Source organism: Plantibacter cousiniae (nom. nud.), from assembly GCF_977070315.1.
Genome location: NZ_CDRVEU010000014.1, coordinates 151,228 through 170,273 on the forward strand (window position 1 = coordinate 151,228; position 19,046 = coordinate 170,273).

Below are 19,046 nucleotides of genomic sequence, written 5' to 3' on the forward strand. Positions count from 1 at the left end.
TTTCTAAAATCCGTAATAAGCCCATTCGTATGAAGACCAAAATCATAGGGGAAGCCTTGCGCGAATCCATTCCAAGCGTGTAGGAGGCATAGTGATTGCGTGGTCTTTCTGCTCCTTGTCGTCTTGATAGGTGATACTGTTTTCAGAAACCTTAAGCGGCTCATGTCCGGGCTGGCCGTCCCAAAAGACCCTATAGTACCTTCTGGCTAATAGCTCGCCTTGATCGTCGAAAATAGTCAACCGGACCCTCTCCATGCCATCGCCATTAAAAAGGCTATTGTTTACTCCGACTCCGCAAATGCTTATCACAAACGTCTTATTGTCAAAGTTTTTTGTGCCGCCGTTTAATTCTTTGGTGTGGTTGTAGCTTTGGCAGTCAGTGCTGTCTAGCACGTTGAATGCAGCGGAGTAAACAACCAAAGCAGTCAGCATGAAAATAAAGAAGAAAAAAGACCTGAGGTACATTTTTCTTACATGGGTTCTGGGGGTTTGCATAATGTATCCAGCTTTATGGTAATAGGCTTTTTAGTTTATGTATTTCAGGTCTGCTGTAAATCATAAAATCGCCACCTCGACCATGCTTTTCTCTCCACTCACTATAAGAGCTATTGTACACAGGCCAGTAAACATCTTTCTCCATAAATTTTCTGACAACACCTGTTCTCTTATCTACTGGCTTGTCAATCTGCCCGCCAGGCAAATAGTCCCAATTGACTTTAGTTTCACTTATAGGGGCACTCCCCATATTAGTATGAATTTTCTTACCGTCAACAAGATCACTGACAACAGCAGAGTAGGAAAGAATCATGTCATTTTTGTTCCAGTGCCTCAGATATTGACTATTGCCATCATTTTTGTCGTTAAAGGAATAGTTATCTTTCAGGTAGGTATACACACTAGTGATGGTCGCCGTAGCTTCAGCGCAAAAAGTTTTGGTTCTGCCTTTATCATCATATCTGTAGAATTTTTCCACAGCAACTTCAACCATGCCAATAGCAGCATAGATATTAAAATTTCCGAGCGTGGCAGTGAGATCAGTTAAACTCAGGCCGTCAAGAGTGTTACGTGTTGATATTGCCTGAAATTGAATTTGCCAGTCAATATGAAACTGCCTGATATCCCTTATCCAAGGAGACGTATCAAAGGAAAGATTTGCTGCCGAACTAGAATCATCGAATTTATTTTTTACATGCTTGAGGATTTTTTGTTTAGCACCTGCAATTGCTTTTTCAGAGTAAATTTTTTCTTCAACCAATTCATTAAATTTTTCTGCTACGCTTCCATACTTCAAAGCCCATTTTAATGTCACTGTTGTGTCATCAATGGGTTGAACTGAATTGGGTTGGTCATTGTAGATATGCTTAGGGTTAGCGAACCACCGTCTGGCGATTTTGGCAGCTGTCGGCCAACCTATTTTGTCCATAGCCAAAGGAACATCCTGAAGATCGAACTTTGGAAGCTTTTCCTTATCTTCCGCATCGCTCTCTAACGTATAGGGCTTTGAGGGTTTGGTTTCCCCGGAGGATGGTTTATTACTTTTAACTTCAGTAAGCGATCTCTTACCTTCCGCTTCTGTTTTTTGCGCTATGAGTTGCTCTTTACTGCGCTTTGTGGGCTTTAAGACTACTTGACCAGGCGCGCAACGATCATAGGAGATTTTTTGTGAAGTATTGATGGGGACAGCACCTTCTAGGCCATCATTTTCTTTCCATACTTTGCCACGAAAAATAGACCGTTTCATCGTGTAATAAGGTATTTTCTTTACTTCAGCCATAAACCCTTTCCTTGGTAAAACAATCAAATCCCAAATCCGCTCAGCACCTCTTGCGCAGCGGCAGGACTGCCGGAGCAAAGTAATGCAGGTCTGCGTTGTTTAGCCTGTGTACCCAAACCGTCAATTTCGCTGCACACCGGAGTATCAATTCTCTCTCTCCATGTGACTCGATTAACATTGTGAGCCCGCACGTCCGCGACGTTTGACCGCGTGATGGATGGCCCAGCCTGTGCCGTTCATGCGTCGAAAATTCTGCCCATATGGCTATTGCTTCGGCCACAGCGCATTAGGCCAGTGATCAGCTCAATCGCAGCGGTCGGGAGTTGTCCACCCCGAGTGGTGGAGGGGCAAGACTGATCGCCTGATTCAACGGCAACCGTCGTAACCGCGAGGTCGCCGAAGCCATGTTGTAATTAAACATCTTCGAGTACGTTCCCAAATGCGCCCCCGGAAATGCTCATGAAGACGCCTCGACTTGTCGGGGCGTTTGCTTGTCTGGAATACTGATTTCCATTTGTGACGATGACAAGGAGGTGGCTTGTGACAGCGACCGGAATTCAGGTACGTCGTTTTGTGCCGAACGATGAGCAAGGTGTGTCGGCATTGATCCTGCCCATCCAGCGTGAAGAATTCGGTATCCCCATCACCGCCGAGGATCAGCCTGATCTGAAGGCGATTCCAGAGTTTTACCAGACCGGCACCGGCGATTTCTGGGTCGCGGTGCAAGGTGATCACGTCGTCGGCAGCATCGCGCTCAAGGACATCGGCTCAGGGCAGGCAGCGCTGCGCAAGATGTTCGTCGCCGCGCCGTTTCGCGGCAAAGAGTTCTCGATTGCAGCCAAGCTGCTGGACCGTTTGATCGAAGAGTCGACTCGCAAAGGCGTGACCGAAGTGTTTCTGGGTACAACCGACAAATTTCTCGCCGCACATAGATTTTATGAGAAGCACGGTTTCCAGGAGATCGCAAAAGAGGATCTGCCTGCGAGCTTTCCGCTAATTGCGGTGGACAGCAAGTTCTACGTGCTGGGTCTGAACCCTGAGTAAAGCTGTGGCCGCAGCTCAACCCAACGGATTAAACCCGCTCGCCGCACTGCAATAGCGTTGGCGAGTGGCGGATTCAGCGAGACGCTTGCACTGCTCCTTGAAATACACCTTGGCACCCTTGCGACACTCCCGGTATTCGATTGAGCCTCTACGCCAGTTATGGCACACGCTGGTGCCGTCGATTTGAGCATCTGTAACGATCCATTCAGCGTGATAGGTGCGCTTCCTGTCCCACTGCCACACAACGGCCGACTCAACGAATTGCGCCGCTGCGAGCCTTGGCTGCGGCCTTTGCTGTTGTGCCTTGTAGTGGCTCATATAGCTCGCAGACACCATCCCCTGTGCGGTTGAATTTCGAACTGTCTCTTGGCCTTTGCCAAATCGACAGGTAGCGACTGTTTCGTCGATGAGATTATCCGGTCCCATGCACTCAGACAGCGTTTGGGGGCGGCCCGGCGTCTCGTGTAGTGGTAGCGGAGCAACGGCTGAAGCGTCGGCATCGACGAAAGCAGAAGATAGCGCAGGCGCGGCATCGATTGTTTTCGGCAAATGCCGGTAATGAAACAGGCCGTAAGCGCACAGCCCCATCAGTAAAAGCACCATCAATAGATAGTGCTGGAACGTCGGAGCACTCCTTGACTTGCGGCGCTGAGCACGCGCAATTGTGTCTTCCTCGTCGACACTCAAGTTCTCGGAAGCGTTACGGCGATTCTTCATGTCTTGCAATCAAGCCTCCTGAATATCTGACTGGCTTTTCAGCGCGTTGAAAATGTCCATGGCCGAGCTGTCGTCCGATGTGATGAGCGCCGCGTAATGGGCGGGGTATTGGGCTTTTTCTATGGGTGGCAACTGATCATAATGGGCGAGAAGCATCACCAGTGTTTGCGTGCTTTTGCCGGTTTCGTTGTATTCGTCGGTATATCTTTGGCAGATGGCCCTTTTCCATACTTGCTCTTGAGCGTAGTTTTCGGAATACGCAGCACTTCTTTCGTTAATTGTGAAGTCGCTATCTTCGTCGTACATGATCAGCCTCAGTTGATCTTGAGATAACCCCGCGAACGGATTTGCTCCTGACCCGTTTTTGAACGAAGTCGCTTGCACGGCTCTTTCGAGCAATGCAGGGTCGTCCGTATCCGGAATCTCTGCGTCGTGCAGTTTCCTATTGGCGTGATAGCTGTTGCCTGCAATTTTGTCACTAATACTGTTTGCCAGAGACCTCAGGCTTTTGAAGTCAAGACTGCTGTCGCGAGCCTGAGCTCGTGCGGCACTACTACTTAATTGACGGGACAATGTCGAGAAGGTGGCACCGTCAATAGCAGATGCAGAATCAAGTTCTTTCAGGCTGGAGTTTAAAGGCGTGGCGGAGGTGCTTTTCTCGACAGTCGTTAGTGCAGTTTTATGGGTGAGGTGTGTGAGGGATGTTGTATCAATCATGCTGCGTCCTCGCGGCAGGGGCCAATCCATGGCTTTATATTCACTCTTTGTATCGGCCCAGCCAGACACCGCTTTAGTTTTCCGCTGAAAAGCGTGCGTATCAAAATGCGACACGCACGCTCCGGGGGCTTATTTCATGGTGAATTCAGCAGCCCACGCGTAGGTGGACAGATTGGTGGCGCGAGACGTCGCCGCGCAGACAGCGCCGCCTTCAGAATTTGCAGTCCGGTTCCATTTCGGCACCTTGACCCCGCCTGCACCGGGAATCTTTATAAAGGTGGTCGAGAATACGCAAACCTTGGACCCCATGACGTAGCGAACACTGGCGTAGCTGGTATCCGGCGAGAGCGTGCTTTGCATCGAGTAAGTATCTGAACCTCCCGGGGGGACTGCAGAGTTAATCGGTGATTTAGCATTCAGCCGGGCAGATATCTCATTACGCGTAACGGGTTTATACTCCGCCACCTCGGAGCCCAGGTTTTTAAATGTAACAGTAACTGCTGGTCCCGCTTGCGCCGTAACGCTGGTGCACAGTGTTGCAAAAGCAAGGGAAGCCAATAAGGTCTTGTTAGTTTTCATCGGGAATATTCCTTGAGTTAAATGAGTAATTTCATATTGATTTTGAATAAGGTAAACGCGAGACGAAACGGGGTAGCGGTCGTTCGTGCCCATACGGATCGTTCAGCTTATAGCGTGTCGCGGAGGGTTAGTAAGTCGTGCGCACAGTGAATGCGTCGGTCAGATAAAGTAGCTCCAGTCAACATGATAGATAAAGGTTAAGCCATGCATAAAGCGCATGACTGCCTTGATGGGCCCGTCAGGAGCAAATTTTAACTTGCTGAAATTAGTTATTGTTTTTTAACACAAGCGACACGAAAGGCAAGTAGGAAACTTCTGATTCTTCGTGCATTGGCGAAAGAAATTTTTAATTCTTGTCTTTTAGCGCTGCATTGGATTAACTGCGCTTGCGAGAGCTAAACATGTAAGTATATTGCGCCCTACAAGGCTGAAGGGCGCAATAACTTTCTTCACGTCACCGCATAAAACTTGCGCACATACCCCGTGCTGGTCCATTTGCAGGGCGCGCCCTGGGCGACGAATACGGTATCGCCGGTATTCACACTCAGGCTCGGGCCGTTTTCCAGGCTCAACACTATGCTGCCTTCGATCAGGTTCATCAGTTCATGGATCTTGTGCGGCCGCGAGATGCGCTCGTAGGGTGTGGAGTCCCAGACGCCGATGCGCAGGGTGCTGGCGCTGTCTTCGAAGAGGTTGTTGCTGCGGCATTGCGGCAGTGCGCTGATCATGATCGCCGGGTCTGGCGGTGACGACGGCGTGAGCATGGCGAGGCGGTCGAGCGCGGTGATGCCGGGTTTGTCTGGCCCGCTGGCCTGGGTGGACGCGCAGAACGCCCAGAGGCTGTCCGGTTGCGCTTCGATACGTACTTGCGTGCCACGACCGATCACGGCACTTTCGCCGGTGCTGATGGTGATGCTGCCGGTGCCAGAGGTCAGCGTGACGCTGCCGCGATGCATCACCAGCATTTCGGTGTAGGGGTAGGCCTCTATCGAGAGCGCCGAACCCAATTCAACGATGCCAGCCGCAATACCCTGTTCATCGACAAATGCCGTGCGGCGGCCACTGTCGAACGGGTCATGCGCATCAATGGGGCCGGTGGTGAATTCGGTGTCTACCGGGCTGAGGTCAGCGCGGGCCAATAGCAGGACTGTGGGGTGGGGCATTGAGTCGGGCTCCTGAAGTTGAAGAGTGGCTGATCGTTCCCACGCTCTGCGTGGTAATGCCTTTCGTGACGCTCTGCGTCACATGCTCAAGACCGGACGCAGAGCGTCCAGAACTGCATGCCAACGCAGAGCATTGGCACGATGATGTTCTTCCGGGCGATCAGCCGATCGCCTGGGTAATCAGCGCAAACTGGCGCACACCCTGACTGGCTTGCGGGACTGCGCCCATACTCATGCAGGTCACGCTATCGACGCGCTTGAGGCCGGCGTCCTCCAGCCAGTCGGCCAGGCCGCTGTCGGTCGGGATGTCGATACGTACGAAGGCATAAGGCACGCGGGCCAGCAGTTCTCCGATCATGTGTTTGGCCTGGTCGACGCTCTGGGCGACGACAGGGCCGAGGCACAGGCCGCGGCCGAACGGGCGCAGCAGAGCAAAGGCCTGTAACTGGCCGTCGTGCTCGATGCCGACGGCGTGCTCAAGGTTGTTCAGCACATCGCCCAGCGTCACCGAGCGGTCCATGCCCGAACCGGCGTTGGCCAGTTCCAGCACGCGAGGGTGGTCAGCCTCGCTCAGCCCCCGGCAACGTTCCTGCGCCTTCAATTCGGTGGTGCCGGTCGGTTGGGCCTGCCCCTGACGCTGCTGGATCTCGCCAAAACTGACAAACCCCATCTTCGCGTAGAGCGGCGCACCCGCCAGTGTGGCGTTGAGGACCGCCGTGCGGGGCGCGACGCAGCCGACGGCCAGCTCCATCAACTTGCGACCAATGCCCTTGCCCTGATAGTCGTCGCTGACGATCACCAGACCAATGGTAGAAAACTCGCCCTGATGGCAGGCAAAGGCACTGCCGATCAACCGCCCGTTGTGTACCGCGACAAAGCCTTGGGCGACACGTTGCAGCATGGCCCAGTCCTCAAACCGATGCGGCCACTTCAAGGCGATGGATAACTCGTGCGCGTTGCCGACGTCGGCTGCGGTCATGGGGCGAAATTCAAAATCGAGGCGTTGCTGAGCGAGCATGACGTGTCTCCGTCCAGAAGGATGCACAGGCAATAAAAGGATGCGTCAGGCATGTTGTATCCCACCTGCTGCGGACGGTGACAAGAGGGCTGCACGCATTCGGCAGATTCCACGAAGTGCCGTTCGCCAGACCACAGTTACTGCTTAAATCGGCGCGGCCTCCGGCAGCAAATGCTTAGGGTTTTCACCCCGTGTTCAAGCCTTTTATATAGGGCTCGGAGTTTGTCGCCCGCCAAGCGCTGGCGCGGCGCAGTTTCTGCGGCGCAAACCCGCGGGTTTGAGCCCGAGCGCCCTGAAAAGGGTCATAAAAGCGCCGAAAACCGGGCTCTGCCCAAGGCTGGAGCGCCCCGCAAAGTCTGCTGAGCGCGCACCTCAAAACGGTGGTTTCTATCAAGCAGCCATCACTTTTAACGCCATCTGCTGATTTCACGGTGTTGTAATGAGGTTGTGCTGCAGCGTGCATCACCGCCCCTGAACATCAGGCCGGATTGCTCGTCATGCCATGACCTCAACGAACTTTCAGGACCGCACACAATGAGCTTTCTTCGACCAAAATTCATTACGTTCGACTGCTACGGCACCTTGACCAATTTCCACATGGGCACCATGACGCGCGAGCTGTTTGCCGACCGCGTTGCGGCTGAACAGATGGATCAGTTCGTCAAGGATTTTTCGGCGTATCGTCTGGATCAGGTCATGGGTGACTGGATGCCGTACGACGAAATCCTCAAGGTCGCACTGGCTCGCACCTGCAAGCGCTGGAACGTTGAATACCGCGAAGAAGGCCAACTGTATTACGACGCCGTGCCGACCTGGGGCCCGCACGCCGATGTGCCCGCCGGCCTGTCGAAAATCGCCGACAAGATCCCGCTGGTGATTTTCTCCAACGCCAGCGACAGCCAGATCATGTCCAACGTCGAAAAGCTCGGCGCGCCGTTCCACAAGGTGTTCACCGCTGAACAGGCCAAGGCCTACAAACCGCGTCTGGCTGCTTTCGAGTTCATGCTCGACAACCTGGGTTGCGGCCCGGAAGACATCTTGCATGTGTCCTCGAGCTTCCGTTACGACCTGTTCTCGGCGCATGACATGAAGATCAGGAACAAGGCATTCGTGGCGCGTGGTCATGAGCAGCCAGCCAACAGCAGCTTCGAATACCACCAGATTCCCGATATCGGCGGACTGGCCGGGCTGGTCGGCTTGTAAGCCAGGCCCGGCGCCTGACACCGGCATTTTTCAAGGTGCTCTTCGATGAGTGACAAGGGGAACGAGATGCGCAGTGAGTCTTACTGGCTCGATACGGCTCCAGGCTTTACCGGCGCGCAGGACGGCGCAGTGGAGGGGCAGGCTGACGTGGTAGTGGTCGGTGGCGGTTTCACCGGCCTTGCGGCGGCGCGTGCATTGGCCTTGAAAGGTGCCAGCGTGGTGGTTCTGGAAGCAGGCCGGGTGATCGGCGAAGCGTCGGGCCGCAACGGCGGACAGTGCAATACCGGCGTGGCCCAGGACTATGCGTCGCTGAGCGCAACCCTGGGTGCCGATCAGGCACGCGAGTATTACAAGGCTTACGAAAGCGCGGTGCAGAGCGTCGTGACCGTGATCGAGCAGGAAAACATCGCCTGCGACATCAAGCGTAACGGCAAGCTCAAGCTGGCGGCCAAGCCAGGGCATTACGAAGGACTGGCGCGCACCTGCGAGCTGATCCGCCGTGAAGTCGATGCTGACGTCGAACTGCTGTCCGCCCAGGACGTGCGCGCCGAAATCGATTCGAACGAGTTTCACGGCGGCCTGCTGCAGCGCAACGGCATACAGATGCATGTCGGACGTTTCGGTCTGGGTCTCGCCGACGCGGCGGTGCGTCATGGCGCAAGGGTCTATCAGAACGCAACGGTAAAGGACTGGAAGGCCAACCGTGGCGGCTTTGTGGTCAACACCTCGAAGGGCTCGATCCAGGTCGGCCAGCTGCTGCTGGCGACCGGTGCCTGCCAGCATGGCGGACTGGGCTGGTATCGCCGGCGCATCGTGCCGGTCGGCAGTTTCGTCATCGTCACTGAAGTGTTGCCGCAAGCGCTGATCGACCAACTGTTCCCCCACCAGCGCGCTTACGTGACCAGCCGTTTGATCGGCAACTATTTCCGCCTCACGCCGGACAACCGCCTGCTGTTCGGCGGGCGGGCGCGCTTCGCCATGTCCAACAGCAGCTCCGACGCCAAGAGCGGCAAGGTGCTGCAGGCGGCCATGGTGCAGATGTTTCCGCAACTGGCACACGTCAAGGTCGACTACTGCTGGGGCGGACTGGTGGACATGACCTCGGACCGTCTGCCGCGTGCAGGCGAACACAACGGGGTCTTCTACTCGATGGGTTACAGCGGCCACGGTGTACAGATGTCAGTGCACATGGGGCGGATGATGGCCGAAGTCATGGAAGGCAAGGCACAGGCCAATCCGTGGAAGGACCTGAGCTGGCCAGCCATTCCCGGCCACTTCGGCAAGCCATGGTTTCTGCCGCTGGTAGGCGCGTATTACCGCTACCAGGACAGCCGCCACTGAGTGTTTGTTTAACCGTCGTCGTGTGTGTTTGAAGGACGCTCCGGCCAACCGTGAGCAATTCGGAATTTCCCCTTTTCGACAGGTAGAACTGATATGGCTGATAACAAAACCGACTCCGCGTTGATCACAGGCCAAGACAGCCTGCGGGTTTTCGAAGGTCTCAATCGTGGCCTGTCGCGGCGCGATGCGTTGCGCATGCTGGGTGTTGCAGGTGTGGTTGCGGCGGGCTCCACCAGCCTGTTCGGCGCGGCCGGCAAGGTCTTTGCCGATGACGCGGATGCCCCTGTCAAAGGCAAGCCGGGCGGCCGCATTCGCGTTGCCGGCATGTCCAGTTCTACCGCCGACACGCTGGATCCGGCCAAAGGCGCGCTGTCTACCGACTACGTGCGTCATTTCATGTTCTACAACGGCCTGACCCGTTTCGACAGCCATCTGGTCCCGCACATGGAGCTGGCCGAGAAGATCGAAAGCGACAACGCGACCGTCTGGACCGTGACCCTGCGCCAGGGCGTGACCTTCCACAACGGCAAGGCGCTGACCGCTGGCGACGTGGTGTTCTCCCTGTCGCGCCACAAGGACCCGGCCACTGGCTCGAAAGTCCTGCCACTGATGGCACAGTTTTCCGAGATCAAGGCCACCGGCCCGCTGGAAGTGCAGATCACCCTCAGTTCGCCCAACGCCGAGCTGCCGTCGATCCTCGCCGTTTCACACCTGCTGATCGTGCCCGAAGGCACCACCGACTTCAGCAAAGGCATCGGCACCGGGCCATTCACCGTCAAGGAATTCAACCCTGGCGTGCGCTCGGTCAGTGCACGCAACCCCAACTACTGGAAGCCGGGCCTGCCGTATCTGGACGAGATCGAATTCATCGCCATCAGCGACGAGCCATCGCGGGTCAACGCGCTGCTGTCCGGCGATGTGCACATGATCAACGAGGTCAACCCGCGCTCGACCACACGCATCGCGGCCAGCGCCAAGCACCGCGTTGTGGATGCACCGTCCGGCAACTACACCGACCTGATCATTCGTCAGGATCAGATGCCCGGCAAGAGCCCGGAATTCACCGAGGCCATGAAGTACCTGCTGGACCGTGAACAGGTCAAATCGGCGGTGTTCCGTGGCTACGCGCGCGTGGGTAATGACCATCCGATCTCGCCGGGCTCGCGCTACTTCAACGCCGACCTGCCACAGCGCGCCTACGACCCGGAAAAAGCCAAATTCCTGCTCAAGAAAGCCGGCATGGAAAAGATCACCATGGCCGTCGCGGCATCGCCTGCCGCCACGGGTTCGGTGGACATCGCCGTGCTGCTGCAACAGTCCGCCAAACAGGCCGGGCTGACCCTCAACGTCAACCGTTTGCCAAGCGACGGCTACTGGTCCAACCACTGGATGAAACACCCGCTGAGCTTCGGCAACATCAACCCGCGCCCCAACGCAGACGTGATTTTCTCGCAGTTCTTCCAGTCCACCGCGCCGTGGAACGAATCCGGCTGGAAAAACGACCAGTTCGACCAGTTGCTGTTGCTGGCCCGTGGCGAAACCGACGACGCCAAGCGCGCCAAAATGTATGGCGACATGCAGGCTCTGGTGAGCCAGAACTGCGGCATCGGCATCCCCGTGTTCATCAGCAACATCGACGGTGTGGACAAGCGTATCCAGGGCTACTCCAGCAACCCGCTGGGCGGCTTCATGGGCTACATGTTCAGCGAGCAGGTGTGGCTGGACGCATAAATGCAACGCTGAACCGAGCAGGAGGATGCAGATGAATAGCAACACACTCTGGTTGATCGTGCAGCGCTTCGGCGCGGCGATCGTGACGTTGTTGATCGTTTCCATCGTGGTCTTCGCCATCACGGCGGTGTTGCCCGGAGACGCAGCGCAACAGGCCCTTGGGCAATTCGCGACGCCTGAACAGGTCGCGGCATTGCGTACCCAACTGGGCCTCGATCAGCCAGGTGTGGTGCGTTATCTGCATTGGTTGACCAACCTGCTCGGCGGCAACCTCGGCGAATCGGTCTCCAACGCGATGCCGGTTTCAGAGCTGATTGCCGGACGCTTCCCGAAAACCCTGATGCTCTCGGCCACCACCGCGCTGGTATCGGTGCCGGTTGCGCTGGCACTGGGCATCGGCGCCGCAATGGGCCGTGGCGGTCGCCTCGATGGCGCGCTGAATTTCATCACCCTGTCACTGGTCGCGGTGCCCGAGTTTCTGGTGGCGACGCTGGCGGTGCTGATTTTCGCCGTCAACCTGGGCTGGCTGTCCGCGCTGTCCTACGGCGCCGATGTCAGCTCGCCGTGGCAGTTCATGCGCACGTATGCATTGCCGGTGATGACCCTGTGCTGCGTGATCGTGGCGCAGATGGCGCGCATGACCCGCGCTGCGGTCATCGATCAGCTGGACAGCCCGTATGTGGAAATGGCGCGCCTCAAGGGCGTTAGCCCGGTGCGCATCGTCTTGCGCCATGCCTTGCCGAACGCCATCGGGCCGATCGTCAACGCCGTGGCACTGAGCCTGTCGTACCTGCTCGGCGGGGTGGTTATCGTCGAGACCATCTTCAACTATCCCGGCATCGCCAGCCTGATGGTCGATGCCGTGACCAACCGTGACATGGCTCTGGTGCAGGGCTGCACGATGCTGTTCTGCTCCGCTTACCTTGGGTTGGTGCTGATGGCCGACCTGTGTGCAATTCTTTCCAATCCGAGGCTGAGAACCCAATGACTCAATTCATTGCGAAATCGACGCCTGCGGCGCCGCAACCGGTGCTTCGCAAAAAGGCGTCCCGTCCGACCTCATGGCTTGGCCTGCTGGGCGCTACGGTGTGCTTCATCTGGTTGATGGTCGCCCTGTTCGGCCCCTGGCTCGCGCCGCATCCGGTGGGCGAAGTGGTCTCCGACAACATGTTCGAAAACATGAGCGCAGCCTATCCGTTCGGCACTGATTACCTGGGCCGCGACATGCTCAGCCGCGTGCTGGTCGGTGCGCGCTTCACCGTCGGTCTGGCATTGATTTCTGCCGTGCTGGCCAGCGGCATCGGCACCCTGTGTGCGCTGCTGTCGGTGGTCGCGCCAAAATGGCTGGACGAAATCATCAGCCGCCTGATGGACGCGTTCATCTCGATCCCCAGCAAAATGCTGGCACTGATCATGGTCTCGGCGTTCGGCTCGTCCGAAGTGTTGCTCATCTGCACGGCGGTACTGAGCTACACGCCAGGCGCGTTTCGGATCGCCCGCAGCCTGGCGGTGAACATCGAGGCGCTGGAGTACGTGCAGGTGGCGCGCACACGCGGCGAGGGCCGTATCTACATTGCCTGCCGGGAAATCCTGCCGAACATGCTCAACCCGGTCATGACCGACCTGGGCCTGCGCTTCGGCTTCATCGTCTTGCTGCTCAGCGGCATGAGCTTTCTGGGGCTCGGTGTACAACCGCCTGACGCCGACCTTGGCTCGCTGGTACGCGAGAACATCGGCGGCCTCAGCCAGGGCGCTCCGGCCATCGTGATCCCGGCACTGGCCATCGGCACCCTGACCATCGGCGTCAACCTGTTCATCGACCGGCTGGCCTCGCGGCGCGGCCGTCGTTCGGGAGGGCATTGAGATGAGCCAGTTGATTCGTGTGCAAGACCTGCGTGTGGTTGCCGAGGGCGACCATGGCGAGCTGGAGATCGTCAAAGGCGTCAGCTTCTCGCTGGAAAAAGGTGAAGTGCTGGCACTGATCGGCGAGTCGGGCTCCGGCAAGACCACCATCGCGCTGGCCCTGCTCGGTTACGCCCGACGCGGTTGCAAGCTGGCTGGCGGGGTGGTTCAAGTGGGCGAGCACGACATGCTCAGCCTGCCCGAAAGCCAATTGCAGGGCCTGCGTGGCAACCGCGTTTCCTACATTGCACAAAGCGCCGCAGCCGCCTTCAACCCGGCGAAAAAGCTGATCGATCAGGTGATCGAAGGTGCGCTGATTCATGGTCTGGGCAGCCGCGCGGAACTGGAAGCCAAGGCTGTCGAGCTATTCCGCGACCTGGCCCTGCCCAATCCGGAAAGCATCGGCCGGCGTTACCCGCATCAGGTCTCGGGTGGCCAGTTGCAGCGCGTCATGGCGGCCATGGCGCTGATCAGTGATCCGTTGCTGGTGATCCTCGACGAGCCGACCACCGCACTGGACGTCACCACGCAGATCGACGTGCTGCGCGCATTCAAGCGGGTCGTCCGCGACCGGGGTGCCACGGCAGTCTATGTCTCCCACGACCTTGCGGTGGTGGCGCAGATGGCCGATCAGATCGTGGTGCTCAATGGCGGGCGGATCATCGAACAGAGCAGCACCGCCGAGCTGCTCAAAGGCCCGGCGGATGCCTACAGCCGCAGCCTGCTGGCGGCCGCGCGTCCGGATAAAGTACTGAGTCCGGCCAGCGAAGTGGTCAAGGACAGCACGCTGCTGACCATCAAAGGCCTGACGGCGGGGTATGGCAAAAAAGACCTGCAAGGCATGCCGATGATTCGCGTGCTGGAAGACATCGACCTGACAATCCGCCGTGGTCAGGCCATCGGCGTGATCGGTGAGTCGGGCTCGGGCAAATCGACGCTGGCCCGTGTGGTCGCCGGTCTTCTGGACCCGGCGCATGGCAGCCTGACGTTCGACGGTGCCGACTTGTCCGGCACCCTGGCGGGTCGTACCGAAGAACAGTTCCGGCGCATCCAGATGGTGTTTCAGAACGCCGATACCGCGCTCAACCCGATGCACAGCATCAGCGCGATTCTGGCCCGCCCGCTGAAGATGTATTTCGGCCTGAAGGGCAAGGCCCTGCGCGAGCGCATCGATGAGCTGATGGACCTGGTGCGCCTGCCTCGCGAGCTGGCCGAGCGGCGCCCCAACGAACTCTCGGGCGGGCAGAAACAGCGCGTCAACCTGGCCCGCGCCCTGGCGGCCAAGCCGGACCTGATCCTCTGTGATGAAGTGACCTCGGCGCTGGATACCGTGGTCGGTGCATGCATCCTCGAACTGCTCGGCGAACTGCGCCGCAAGCTGGGGGTTTCCTACCTGTTCATCAGCCACGACATCTCCACCGTTCGCGCGCTGTGCGACGACATCGTGGTGATGTACAGCGGCCACAAGGTTGAAGAGGGCAGCCGCGAAGCCTTCAGCCGAGTGCCGTTCCATCCTTACACCGATCTGCTGGTGCATTCGGTGCCGGAATTGCGTCAGGGCTGGCTGGAAACCTGCGGTGTGACCAGCGGCAAGCTGCCGCCCATCAGCGCACCGGCCAACAATCCGGAGCTGTGCACCTTCCTCAATCGCTGCCCGGCCCGCATCGAAGGCCTGTGCAACAAGACCGCGCCGGGTCGTCGCCTGATCGCAGGTGGCAGCGAGATCCTTTGCCACCGCGACAGCGACGAGTTGCAAGCCGTGCAAGAAAACCTGAACCCTGAAACCGTCGGAGCTTACGCATGAATGGCCGTTTTGTGAGACTGGGCGAACGTGAACGCCCGGTCGTGAGCCTGATGGTCGATGGCGCGCCCATCGAGGCATTGCAGGGCGATACCCTGATGGTAGCGTTGCTGACCCGCAAGGGCACATTACGCCAATCCGAGTTCGACACCGGGCGCCGTGCAGGTTTCTGCCTGATGGGCGCCTGCCAGGACTGCTGGGTCTGGACCCGCAGCGGCGAGCGGCTGCGCGCCTGCTCCAACGAAGTCCGCGACGGACTCGACATCGTCACCACCCAACCGGAGGCGAAATGGCCACTTCTTCACGGTTAGACGTTCGCAACCCTGGCAGCCCGAGAGTGGTCATCATCGGCGCCGGCCCGGCAGGTACCCGTTGCGCCGAAACCTTGCTGGCTGCAGGCATCAAACCGATTTTGATCGACGAAAACCGGCGTGACGGCGGGCAGATCTATCGCCGTCAGCCAGAGGGCTTCAAACGCGATTATTCAGCGCTGTATGGCACCGAGGCGGCCAAGGCGCGTGACCTGCATGAAAGCTTCGATCGCCTGCGCACGCAGATCGACTACCGCCCCGACACGCTGGCCTGGAACCTGACCCACGGCGAACTGTGCTGCGCCAGTCAGGGCGTGCACACCGTGGTCGAATACGACGCACTGATTCTGTGTGCCGGGGCCACCGACCGCCTGATGCCGATCAAGGGCTGGCAGCTGGCAGGCACCTACAGCCTCGGCGGCTCGCAGATTGCGCTCAAGTCGCAATCGGTCTCGATTGGCAGTCGCGTGGTGTTCATGGGCAGCGGCCCGCTGCTGTACCTGGTCGCCAGCCAGTACGTCAAAGCCGGTGCCGATGTCGCTGCGGTGCTCGACACCTCACCGTTCGGCAAACGCGTCAGCGCGATGCCCAAATTGCTGGCGCGTCCCGGTCTGCTGTTCAACGGCATGAAACTGCTGGGCCAACTGTACAGCGCCGGGGTGCCGGTGCATCTGGGCGTGCAGCCCGAGGAAATCATCGGCAGCGAACAGGACGGCGTGGTCGGCGTGCGCGTGAAGCTGGCCAATGGGACCTCGCTGAACGTCGATTGCGATGCTCTGGCGCTGGGTTACCACCTGCGTCCGGAAACCCAGCTGGCTGATCTGGCCGGCTGCCAGTTACGCTTCGACGAAGCGTCCGGGCAATGGGTGCTGGCAGTTGATGAAGAGGGACGTACTTCGGTCAAAGGTTTTTACGCCGCAGGTGACGGCGCGAAGATTCGTGGCGCCGATGCCGCCGAACAGGCCGGTCGACTGGTGGCGATGGCACTGCTGGAGGACCTCGGGCGACCTGTGGATAACTCGCGTCAGGAAGAAGTACGCAAGAGCCTGGTGGCAATGGATCGCTTTCGGGTCGGGCTGGCCGAAGCGTTTCCTTGGCCTGCGGCCCAGGCCGCTGCCTTGCCCGATGACGCCATTGTCTGCCGCTGCGAGATGATCAGCGCGGGAGAACTGCGCGGCGTCGTACGTGAAAAGGGCGCCTGCGAAGTCAATCGCGCCAAGGCTTTCAGTCGCGTCGGCATGGGCCGCTGCCAGGGCCGCTACTGCTCGCAGGCCGGGGCCGAGGTGATCGCGGCCGAAGCCGGTGTGCCGGTCGAACAGGTCGGTCGCCAGCGCGGTCAGGCGCCGGTCAAACCGTTGTCGATGCTGATCGACGAGGTGGTTTCATGAGGCAGCCGAGAGTCGATGTGCTGATTGTCGGCGGTGGCTTCATGGGCTCGGCGTCAGCCTTCTTTCTGCGCCAGCGCGGCAAGTCGGTGACGCTGCTGGAGCGCGACGTGATCGGTCAGTACGCCAGCGGCGTGAACTTCGGCAACGTGCGACGTCAGGGGCGGCATCTTGGCCAGCTGGAACTCGCCAACCGTTCCAGAGCGTTATGGCAGCGGCTGCCGGAGCTGATCGGTGAAGACCTGGAATTCCTGCCCAGCGGCCACATGCGCGTCTGCTATCGCGAGGACGAAATCGCCGAACTGGAAGCCTACGCAGCGGCCCCGGAAGCCCGTGAGCTGGACCTGAAAATCTATAGCGGGAAAGCACTGCACGAGCGCTTTCCGTTTCTCGGGCCGGACGTGAAGGGCGGCTCCTACGCGCCACACGATGGCCACGCCAACCCGCGTCTGGCAGCACCGGCTTTCGCCCGCGCGGCGATTCGGGCCGGGGCGCGGATCGAAGAGCGTACCGAAGTGGCCCATGTGGAAAAGGTCGGTCACGAATTCGAAGTCACCACCACTGACGGGCGCATATTCACCGCCGATCAGTTGCTGATCACCGCTGGCGCCTGGGGACAGAAACTCTCCACGCAGTTTAGTGAATCCGTGCCGCTGGACACCCACGGTCCGCAGATGGCCGTGACCGAGCCGGTGCCGTATGCACTGCCGACAGTGATCGGTGTGTTCACCAAAATCCCTCACGAAGTGATCTACTTCCGGCAGATCGCACGCGGCAACATCGTCATCGGTGGTGGTTTTCGCAGCAAGCCGGACATGATCAACCGCCGCGCCTACGTCGAGCCGCGCAGCATCATCAATCAGGTGCAGCAAATGCGTCGCCTGTTGCCCGGCGTCGGCAACCTGAACATCATCCGCGTGTGGAGCGGCATCGAAGGCTACACGCCGGATTCGCTGCCGGTGATGGGTCGCAGCGGCAAGGTCGACGGCCTGTTCTATGCGTTCGGCTTCTGCGGCCACGGCTTCCAGCTCGGTCCGGGCGTGGGCGACGTGATGGCTGAGCTGATCAGCACCGGCGCGACCAGCACCTCGATCAGCCCGTTCGACATTCGCCGGTTTGATGTCAGCCTTGTGGACAACCTCACTGAACAGACGAGTAAAGCCTCATGAGCCCACGCGCACTGGAAATCCTCAAGCGCCTGATCGCCTTCGACACCGTGTCGTCGGAGCCGAACATGGCGCTGATCGAATACGTCCGTGAACTGTTGGCCAGCAAAGGCATCGAGTCGCTGATCGTCAAGGACGAGACCGGCAAGAAGGCCAACCTGTTCGCCAGCACCGGCCCGCGTGATGTACCCGGCGTGCTGCTGTCCGGCCACACCGACGTGGTTCCTGCGGCCGGTCAGGCGTGGACGATGCCGCCATTTCAGGCCACCCTGCGTGACGGGCGCATCTACGGCCGTGGCACCTGCGACATGAAGGGCTTTATCGCCCTGGCTATCGACGCGATGCTCAATGCCGCGGACATGCCCCTGATGCGACCGTTGCAATTGGCGCTGTCCCACGACGAAGAGATCGGCTGTGTCGGTGTGCGGCGTCTGCTCGACGTCCTGCATCTGGCACCGGTACGCCCGTTCCTGTGCGTGGTTGGCGAGCCGACCCTGATGCAGTTCGCTGTCGGTCACAAGGGCAAGGCGTCCTATCGCACCTTCTGTCGAGGCCAGGAAGCGCATTCCTCGCTGGCCCCAAGAGCGGTCAACGCGATTCATCTGGCCAGCGATTTCATCGCCGAGCTGCGCAACAGCCAGAAGCAGATCGAACAGCAGGGCGCGCGTGACGAGGGCTACGACATTCCCTACAGCACCGTGCACATTGGCCGTATCGATGGCGGCAAGGCGCTGAACATCGTGCCCAACCTGTGCACCATGGAATTCGAGTTCCGCAACCTGCCGGGCGACAATCCCGACGTGCTGCTAGAGCAACTGCGCGAGCGCGCCGAAGTGCTGGTACGCGAAGCGAAACAATTGTCGGGCGTGGCCGCTATCGAAATCGAAGTGATGAACGAGTACCCGGCACTGGAGACACACCCAAGCGTTGAAGCAGTGCGCATGCTGCATGCGTTTGCCGAACCGGGCACACAGCACATCAAGGTCTCTTATGGCACCGAGGGCGGCCTGTTCGCCGGGCGCCTGAATGTGCCGGTGGTGGTCTGCGGGCCAGGCTCCATCGAGCAGGCACACAAACCGGACGAGTTTATCGAAGAGAGCCAGATGGACGCAGGCGAGCGGTTTCTGCAGAGCCTGCTGGGGTCATTGAAGCAGTAGAGGCTGCCGTCCGCAGGCAAATTTCAGCATCGGACGC

At 58.8% G+C, this 19,046-nt stretch carries 18 protein-coding genes; 11 read left to right on the top strand and 7 right to left on the bottom strand.

Features of this window, described 5'->3' with window-relative positions; genetic code table 11:
• Positions 1-42: 42 nt before the first annotated feature.
• Both ACW55A_RS23900 and ACW55A_RS23905 read right to left on the bottom strand, forming a co-directional pair.
• The gene (locus ACW55A_RS23900; protein WP_455808368.1) at positions 43-495 is read right to left on the bottom strand and encodes a hypothetical protein; all 453 of its coding nucleotides are present in this window, start codon (positions 493-495) and stop codon (positions 43-45) included.
• A 13-nt stretch (positions 496-508) separates the two neighbouring features.
• Positions 509-1,774 (bottom strand): DUF6402 family protein, encoded by a 1,266-nt coding sequence (locus tag ACW55A_RS23905; protein WP_498811668.1) that lies wholly within the window; start codon positions 1,772-1,774, stop codon positions 509-511.
• Positions 1,775-2,314: 540 nt separating this feature from the next.
• On the opposite strand from ACW55A_RS23905, the gene ACW55A_RS23910 reads away from it, so the two are divergent.
• On the top strand, positions 2,315-2,818 hold the full coding sequence (locus tag ACW55A_RS23910) for a GNAT family N-acetyltransferase (protein WP_058416105.1): 504 nt from the start codon (positions 2,315-2,317) through the stop codon (positions 2,816-2,818).
• A gap of 15 nt (positions 2,819-2,833) precedes the next feature.
• Here the strand turns inward: ACW55A_RS23910 and ACW55A_RS23915 are convergent, their stop codons facing one another.
• The 5 genes from ACW55A_RS23915 to ACW55A_RS23935 all read right to left on the bottom strand — a co-directional run bounded on the left by ACW55A_RS23915 (position 2,834) and on the right by ACW55A_RS23935 (position 7,012).
• Positions 2,834-3,544 carry a hypothetical protein gene (locus ACW55A_RS23915; protein WP_498811669.1) on the bottom strand — a complete coding sequence of 237 codons (711 nt, stop codon included), beginning with the start codon at positions 3,542-3,544 and terminating at the stop codon, positions 2,834-2,836.
• Positions 3,545-4,366 (bottom strand): hypothetical protein, encoded by an 822-nt coding sequence (locus ACW55A_RS23920; RefSeq protein ID WP_498811670.1) that lies wholly within the window; start codon positions 4,364-4,366, stop codon positions 3,545-3,547.
• A gap of 15 nt (positions 4,367-4,381) precedes the next feature.
• Positions 4,382-4,831 carry a hypothetical protein gene (locus ACW55A_RS23925; RefSeq protein ID WP_498811671.1) on the bottom strand — a complete coding sequence of 150 codons (450 nt, stop codon included), beginning with the start codon at positions 4,829-4,831 and terminating at the stop codon, positions 4,382-4,384.
• 449 nt (positions 4,832-5,280) lie between these two features.
• Positions 5,281-5,994, bottom strand: a complete 714-nt coding sequence (locus tag ACW55A_RS23930; protein ID WP_498811672.1) for a cupin domain-containing protein — start codon at positions 5,992-5,994, stop codon at positions 5,281-5,283.
• Between the two features lie 160 nt (positions 5,995-6,154).
• Positions 6,155-7,012 (bottom strand): GNAT family N-acetyltransferase, encoded by an 858-nt coding sequence (locus tag ACW55A_RS23935; protein WP_455808372.1) that lies wholly within the window; start codon positions 7,010-7,012, stop codon positions 6,155-6,157.
• A 534-nt stretch (positions 7,013-7,546) separates the two neighbouring features.
• On the opposite strand from ACW55A_RS23935, the gene ACW55A_RS23940 reads away from it, so the two are divergent.
• From ACW55A_RS23940 to argE, 10 genes are all read left to right on the top strand, one after another.
• Positions 7,547-8,215, top strand: coding sequence for a haloacid dehalogenase type II (locus tag ACW55A_RS23940; protein WP_003367579.1), 669 nt, complete (start codon positions 7,547-7,549; stop codon positions 8,213-8,215).
• Positions 8,216-8,260: 45 nt separating this feature from the next.
• Entirely contained in the window at positions 8,261-9,556 is a 1,296-nt protein-coding gene (locus ACW55A_RS23945) for an NAD(P)/FAD-dependent oxidoreductase (RefSeq protein WP_499140651.1), read from the top strand.
• 93 nt (positions 9,557-9,649) lie between these two features.
• Positions 9,650-11,287, top strand: a complete 1,638-nt coding sequence (locus ACW55A_RS23950) for an ABC transporter substrate-binding protein (protein WP_003435048.1) — start codon at positions 9,650-9,652, stop codon at positions 11,285-11,287.
• Positions 11,288-11,318: 31 nt separating this feature from the next.
• Positions 11,319-12,275, top strand: coding sequence for an ABC transporter permease (locus ACW55A_RS23955; RefSeq protein ID WP_003367584.1), 957 nt, complete (start codon positions 11,319-11,321; stop codon positions 12,273-12,275).
• On the top strand, positions 12,272-13,150 hold the full coding sequence (locus ACW55A_RS23960; RefSeq protein ID WP_003435052.1) for an ABC transporter permease: 879 nt from the start codon (positions 12,272-12,274) through the stop codon (positions 13,148-13,150). The genes ACW55A_RS23955 and ACW55A_RS23960 overlap by 4 nt, the downstream gene beginning before the upstream one ends.
• Before the next feature lies 1 nt (position 13,151).
• Entirely contained in the window at positions 13,152-14,993 is a 1,842-nt protein-coding gene (locus ACW55A_RS23965; RefSeq protein WP_003435054.1) for an ABC transporter ATP-binding protein, read from the top strand.
• Positions 14,990-15,301, top strand: a complete 312-nt coding sequence (locus ACW55A_RS23970) for a (2Fe-2S)-binding protein (RefSeq protein ID WP_096120170.1) — start codon at positions 14,990-14,992, stop codon at positions 15,299-15,301. Before ACW55A_RS23965 ends, ACW55A_RS23970 begins: the two co-directional genes overlap by 4 nt.
• A complete protein-coding gene (locus ACW55A_RS23975) occupies positions 15,280-16,689 on the top strand; it encodes an FAD/NAD(P)-dependent oxidoreductase (RefSeq protein WP_072365218.1) in 1,410 nt (469 codons plus the stop codon). The genes ACW55A_RS23970 and ACW55A_RS23975 overlap by 22 nt, the downstream gene beginning before the upstream one ends.
• Complete coding sequence (locus tag ACW55A_RS23980) at positions 16,686-17,855, top strand: NAD(P)/FAD-dependent oxidoreductase (RefSeq protein ID WP_498811673.1); 1,170 nt, start codon at positions 16,686-16,688, stop codon at positions 17,853-17,855. Before ACW55A_RS23975 ends, ACW55A_RS23980 begins: the two co-directional genes overlap by 4 nt.
• A complete protein-coding gene (gene argE / locus ACW55A_RS23985) occupies positions 17,852-19,009 on the top strand; it encodes an acetylornithine deacetylase (RefSeq protein WP_455808376.1) in 1,158 nt (385 codons plus the stop codon). The genes ACW55A_RS23980 and argE overlap by 4 nt, the downstream gene beginning before the upstream one ends.
• Positions 19,010-19,046 lie beyond the last annotated feature (37 nt).

What these genes read in the sequence shown, in the direction of transcription:
- ACW55A_RS23945 (WP_499140651.1), top strand. Translation starts at nt 8,261, where the DNA reads ATGAGTGACAAGGGGAACGAGATGCGCAGTGAGTCTTACTGGCTCGAT.
- ACW55A_RS23975 (WP_072365218.1), top strand. Translation starts at nt 15,280, where the DNA reads ATGGCCACTTCTTCACGGTTAGACGTTCGCAACCCTGGCAGCCCGAGA.
- ACW55A_RS23900 (WP_455808368.1), bottom strand. Translation starts at nt 495, where the DNA reads ATGCAAACCCCCAGAACCCATGTAAGAAAAATGTACCTCAGGTCTTTT.
- argE (WP_455808376.1), top strand. Translation starts at nt 17,852, where the DNA reads ATGAGCCCACGCGCACTGGAAATCCTCAAGCGCCTGATCGCCTTCGAC.
- ACW55A_RS23905 (WP_498811668.1), bottom strand. Translation starts at nt 1,774, where the DNA reads ATGGCTGAAGTAAAGAAAATACCTTATTACACGATGAAACGGTCTATT.
- ACW55A_RS23950 (WP_003435048.1), top strand. Translation starts at nt 9,650, where the DNA reads ATGGCTGATAACAAAACCGACTCCGCGTTGATCACAGGCCAAGACAGC.
- ACW55A_RS23960 (WP_003435052.1), top strand. Translation starts at nt 12,272, where the DNA reads ATGACTCAATTCATTGCGAAATCGACGCCTGCGGCGCCGCAACCGGTG.
- ACW55A_RS23955 (WP_003367584.1), top strand. Translation starts at nt 11,319, where the DNA reads ATGAATAGCAACACACTCTGGTTGATCGTGCAGCGCTTCGGCGCGGCG.
- ACW55A_RS23970 (WP_096120170.1), top strand. Translation starts at nt 14,990, where the DNA reads ATGAATGGCCGTTTTGTGAGACTGGGCGAACGTGAACGCCCGGTCGTG.
- ACW55A_RS23930 (WP_498811672.1), bottom strand. Translation starts at nt 5,994, where the DNA reads ATGCCCCACCCCACAGTCCTGCTATTGGCCCGCGCTGACCTCAGCCCG.
- ACW55A_RS23980 (WP_498811673.1), top strand. Translation starts at nt 16,686, where the DNA reads ATGAGGCAGCCGAGAGTCGATGTGCTGATTGTCGGCGGTGGCTTCATG.
- ACW55A_RS23965 (WP_003435054.1), top strand. Translation starts at nt 13,152, where the DNA reads ATGAGCCAGTTGATTCGTGTGCAAGACCTGCGTGTGGTTGCCGAGGGC.
- ACW55A_RS23935 (WP_455808372.1), bottom strand. Translation starts at nt 7,012, where the DNA reads ATGCTCGCTCAGCAACGCCTCGATTTTGAATTTCGCCCCATGACCGCA.
- ACW55A_RS23940 (WP_003367579.1), top strand. Translation starts at nt 7,547, where the DNA reads ATGAGCTTTCTTCGACCAAAATTCATTACGTTCGACTGCTACGGCACC.
- ACW55A_RS23925 (WP_498811671.1), bottom strand. Translation starts at nt 4,831, where the DNA reads ATGAAAACTAACAAGACCTTATTGGCTTCCCTTGCTTTTGCAACACTG.